This is a genomic window from Aquabacterium parvum (assembly GCF_001447195.1).
Lineage (GTDB): Bacteria > Pseudomonadota > Gammaproteobacteria > Burkholderiales > Burkholderiaceae_C > Aquabacterium > Aquabacterium parvum.
Genome location: NZ_LFRI01000117.1, coordinates 1 through 273 on the forward strand (window position 1 = coordinate 1; position 273 = coordinate 273).

General features: G+C 60.8%; 1 pseudogene. It reads left to right on the forward strand.

The features are described from left to right. A pseudogene (locus ABG80_RS22435) lies at positions 1-273 on the forward strand (protein rep); the annotation flags it as partial.

Below are 273 nucleotides of genomic sequence, written 5' to 3' on the forward strand. Positions count from 1 at the left end.
CATGATCGCCTTGGCCGAGGTCGAGCCCAGCCAGGAGCGCTTGTCGCGGGATTGGCACCAGATCACCGGGGACAGCTTCATCGTTGATGTGCGGCCCATCGTTGGAGATCCCGCCGAGGGGTTCATGGAGGTTTTCGAGTACGCCGTCAAGTTCAGCGATCAGCCGGTTGCCGATACATGGCATGCCTTTCAGACGCTCAAGGGGAAACGCCTTCTTGGTTCTGCTGGGTGCTTCCGAGGTGTCGAGGTGCCGGAAGAGCTGACCGATGAGCC